Here is a 4,458-nt window from a genome sequence, read left to right as displayed (position 1 = left end):
GCGGTATCACCAGGACGTTACGCTTTCCGAAGTAATGGCGCTGTCGGCGTGGATGTCGGTGAAGAACGCGGCCGTGAACGTGCCGTACGGCGGCGCGAAGGGCGGTATTCGCGTCGATCCGCGCACGTTGTCGCGTGGCGAACTCGAACGGTTGACGCGTCGTTACACCAGCGAAATCGGCATCATCATTGGACCGAACCAGGATATTCCCGCACCCGACGTCAACACGAACGAGCAGATCATGGCGTGGATGATGGACACGTACTCCATGAACATGGGCCAGACGGCTACCGGTGTTGTGACCGGCAAGCCGATCTCGCTCGGCGGTTCGCTCGGCCGCAAGGAAGCAACCGGCCGTGGCGTGTTTGTCGTCGGCTCGGAAGCGGCACGCCGGATCGGTTTTGATATTGAAGGCGCGCGCATCGCCGTGCAGGGTTTTGGTAACGTCGGCGGGATCGCTGCACGGTTGTTCCAGGAAGCCGGCGCGAAAGTGGTGGCGGTCCAGGATCACACCGGTTCGCTGTACAAGTCGTCGGGTATCGATGCAGTCGCCTTGTTCGATCACGTTGGCAAGCACGGTGGCGTGGCCGGTTTCGAAGGTGCGGACCCGGTATCGAAGGACGAGTTCTGGACCATTGAAAGCGATATCCTGATTCCGGCCGCACTCGAAGGCCAGATTACGGAAGAAAACGCACCGAAGATCAGGACGAAGATCGTAGTGGAAGGCGCCAACGGCCCGACTACAACGGCGGCCGACGACATTCTCCACGACAAGGGTATTCTCGTGATCCCCGACGTGGTCGCGAATGCGGGCGGTGTGACGGTGTCGTACTTCGAATGGGTGCAGGACTTCTCGAGCTTCTTCTGGACTGAAGACGAAATCAACCAGCGACTCGAACGTGTGATGCGCGAAGCATTCGCAGCCGTGTGGCAAGTGGCGAGCGAACATTCGGTGTCAGTGCGTACGGCGGCGTTTATTGTTGCGTGTACGCGGATTCTGCAAGCGCGCGAAATGCGCGGCCTGTATCCATGATTTCAGGCATTAGAAACGTTTGCGAGCGCACGCCTGCATGAAACGGCGCTAACGCAAAAGCATCAAGACGCCCGGCGGCGTCCTTCGGGACGTCGCCGGGCTTTTCGCGTAAAAAGAACAAGAAAATTAGGGCAGAACCAAGGTCAATTGAAAGTGCTGAAACCCCCGCTCAGCCAGACATTAGAGCGGGTGTCTCAAAAATAACAACTGTGGACAACATTCATTCTTTCAAATTTATTACCCTGCTAAAATTGCGCCGTTTTCGCCAAGGAGATCAGATCATGAAGATTAAAAAAGCTGCGCTGCTGCTTGCTGCGCTGGGACTTTTCGCATCGGGCGCGCAAGCGCAAAACAACGATACGCTCAAGAAAATCAAGGATTCAGGGAACATTTACCTGGGTTTCCGTGAGTCGTCGATTCCGTTCTCGTATTACGACGACAAGCAACAGGTCATTGGCTATTCGTATGAGTTTGCTTTGAAGGTGGTCGACGCCGTCAAGGAAAAGCTCAACATGCCGAACCTGAAGGTTCAACAGAAGTCGGTTACGTCGCAAAACCGCTTGTTGCTCGTGACGGGTAACCAGATCGACCTTGAGTGCGGTTCGACCACGAACAACCTCGAACGTCAGCAACAGGTCGCTTTCTCCAACACCATCTTCGTGATCAGCACGCGCCTGATGACCAAGAAGGATTCGGGGGTCAAGGACTTCGACGACCTGAAGGGCAAGACCGTTGTAACGACCGCTGGAACCACGTCCGAACGCCTGCTTCGCAAGATGAACCAGGACAAGAACATGGGCATGAACATCATCAGCGCGAAGGATCACGGCGACTCGTTTTTGACTTTGTCGACGGGACGCGCTGTTGCGTTCATGATGGACGACGCATTGCTGGCCGGCGAACGTGCGAAGTCGAGCAATCCGCAGGATTTCGTGATTGTGGGTACGCCGCAATCGCGTGAAGCTTATGGCTGCATGCTGCGCAAGAACGATCCGGAGTTCAAGAAGGTAGTCGATGACGCCATCGCCAAGGTCGAAACCTCGGGCGAAGGCGACAAGATCTATAAGAAGTGGTTTGAAAGTCCGATTCCGCCGAAGGGTCTTAACCTGAACTTCCCGGAAAGCGATGACATGAAGGCGCTTTTCAAGAACCCGAACGACAAGGCAATCGATTAATCTCGGTTCTACTTGATTGATGGAAACGGAAGGAGCACTGCTTCTTCCGTTTTCTTTTGGAGGGAGTCCATGTCCTACCACTGGAATTGGGGCGTTTTCCTAAGCCCTGTCTCGACCGGCGAGCCCACCACCTATCTCGGCTGGCTCATTTCCGGTTTCTGGGTGACCGTTACCGTGTCGCTCGCGTCATGGATCGTGGCGCTCGTCGTCGGCTCGTTGTTCGGCATTCTTCGCACTGTGCCGAACCGCAAGCTGGCTGCCATCGGCACGGTGTATGTCGCCATCTTTCGTAATATCCCGCTGCTTGTGCAGTTCTTCATCTGGTATCTCGTGATACCAGAATTGCTGCCGCCTTCCATTGGTAACTGGTTCAAGCAGTTGCCACCGAACGCGCAGTTCTATTCGTCATCCATCATCTGCCTCGGATTGTTCACCGGAGCACGCGTGTGCGAGCAAGTGCGCTCGGGCATTGCGGCCTTGCCGCGCGGACAGCGCGCCGCCGGTCTCGCCATGGGTTTCACCGAATGGCAGACCTACAGGTACATCCTGATGCCGGTTGCGTATCGCATCATCGTGCCGCCGCTCACGTCGGAATTTTTGAACGTGTTCAAGAACTCGGCGGTGGCGTCGACCATCGGTTTGCTCGAATTGTCGGCTCAGGCGCGACAGCTTGTGGATTACACCGCGCAGTCGTATGAGTCGTTTATCGCCGTGACGCTTGCCTACATGCTGATCAATCTGGTCGTCATGCAACTGATGAAAGTGGTCGAAGCCAAGACTCGGCTGCCCGGCTACATTGGAGGCAAGTGATGCATCATTTCAATTGGAGCAGTGTGCTGGGCTCGCTGCCCACGCTCTGGACCGGCGCCATCATCACCTTCAAGATCACGGTGCTCGCGCTCGTGTTCGGGATTCTCTGGGGCACCGTGCTCGCGCTGTTTCGCCTCTCGGGCATCAAACCGCTCGAATGGTTTGCGAGGGGGTATGTCACGCTGTTCCGTTCCATCCCGCTCGTGATGGTGCTGCTGTGGTTCTTTTTGATCGTGCCGCAATTCCTGCAAAATGTGCTGGGGTTATCGGCGGAAGTCGATATCCGGCTTGCCTCCGCCATGGTCGCGTTCTCGCTGTTTGAGGCCGCGTATTATTCGGAAATTATCCGGGCAGGCATTCAGGCGGTGTCGCGCGGGCAGGTGAATGCGGCGTTCGCGCTCGGCATGACCTACACGCAGTCCATGAAGCTGATCGTGCTGCCGCAGGCGTTTCGGGCGATGGTGCCGCTGCTGCTCACGCAGGCTATCGTGTTGTTCCAGGATACGTCGCTGGTGTATGTGATCAGCCTCGCGGACTTTTTCCGCACGGCAACGAATGTGGGCGATCGCGACGGTACGACCGTCGAAATGGTGTTGTTCGCCGGTGCCTGTTATTTCGTGGTGTGCCTGGTCGCATCCGCTCTCGTCAAAAGTCTTCAGAAAAAGGTCGCTCGATGATCTCACTCAAGAATGTTTCGAAATGGTACGGCCCGTTTCAAGTGCTTACCGATTGCACGACGGAAGTCAAAAAAGGCGAAGTAGTGGTGGTGTGCGGTCCTTCGGGCTCGGGTAAGTCGACGCTGATCAAGACCGTGAACGGACTCGAGCCGTTCCAGAAGGGCGAGATCACGATCAACGGGCAATCGATCGGCGACAAGAAAACCAACCTGTCGAAGCTGCGCGCGAAAGTCGGCATGGTGTTCCAGCACTTCGAACTGTTTCCGCATCTGACGATCGTGCAGAACCTGACTCTGGCTCAGATCAAGGTGCTGGGGCGCTCGAAGGACGAAGCAACCGCCAAGGGATTGAAGCTGCTGGAGCGCGTGGGCCTCTCCACTCACGCCGATAAATTTCCCGGCCAGCTTTCCGGCGGACAGCAGCAGCGGGTGGCGATTGCGCGGGCGTTATCGATGGATCCGATCGCCATGCTCTTCGATGAACCCACGTCCGCGCTCGATCCGGAAATGATCAACGAAGTGCTCGATGTGATGGTCGAACTGGCGCAGGAAGGCATGACCATGATGTGCGTGACGCACGAAATGGGCTTTGCGAAGAAGGTCGCGCATCGCGTGATCTTCATGGACAAGGGCTTCATTGTGGAAGACGACAAGAAGGACGCGTTCTTCGAGAATCCGAAGTCGGATCGCGCGAAAGACTTCTTGGCGAAGATTTTGCACTGATTGTTTGCTGCAGGTTGGTTCGGTAACGCCGATTAGCCTGC

General features: G+C 56.4%; 5 protein-coding genes. All 5 read left to right on the top strand.

Features of this window, described 5'->3' with window-relative positions; all coding sequences use genetic code 11:
• Nucleotides 1-1,033, top strand: a 1,033-nt coding sequence (locus JWR14_RS33730; RefSeq protein WP_299718126.1) for a Glu/Leu/Phe/Val dehydrogenase, incomplete at its 5' end; no start/stop codon positions are given.
• Nucleotides 1,034-1,314: 281 nt separating this feature from the next.
• Nucleotides 1,315-2,208 (top strand): glutamate/aspartate ABC transporter substrate-binding protein, encoded by an 894-nt coding sequence (locus tag JWR14_RS33725; RefSeq protein ID WP_299718124.1) that lies wholly within the window; start codon nt 1,315-1,317, stop codon nt 2,206-2,208.
• 69 nt (nt 2,209-2,277) lie between these two features.
• Nucleotides 2,278-3,018, top strand: coding sequence for an amino acid ABC transporter permease (locus JWR14_RS33720; protein WP_299718122.1), 741 nt, complete (start codon nt 2,278-2,280; stop codon nt 3,016-3,018).
• Nucleotides 3,018-3,695 (top strand): glutamate/aspartate ABC transporter permease GltK, encoded by a 678-nt coding sequence (gltK, locus tag JWR14_RS33715; protein ID WP_299718119.1) that lies wholly within the window; start codon nt 3,018-3,020, stop codon nt 3,693-3,695. Before JWR14_RS33720 ends, gltK begins: the two co-directional genes overlap by 1 nt.
• Nucleotides 3,692-4,417, top strand: a complete 726-nt coding sequence (locus tag JWR14_RS33710) for an amino acid ABC transporter ATP-binding protein (RefSeq protein ID WP_299718117.1) — start codon at nt 3,692-3,694, stop codon at nt 4,415-4,417. The genes gltK and JWR14_RS33710 overlap by 4 nt, the downstream gene beginning before the upstream one ends.
• The last annotated feature ends 41 nt before the right edge of the window (nt 4,418-4,458 follow it).

This window comes from Caballeronia sp. (genome assembly GCF_028292365.1).
In the GTDB taxonomy this organism is placed as follows: Bacteria; Pseudomonadota; Gammaproteobacteria; order Burkholderiales; family Burkholderiaceae; genus Caballeronia.
The sequence above is the reverse complement of the archived record's forward strand: the minus strand, read 5'-3'. Positions and strand labels throughout refer to the sequence as shown.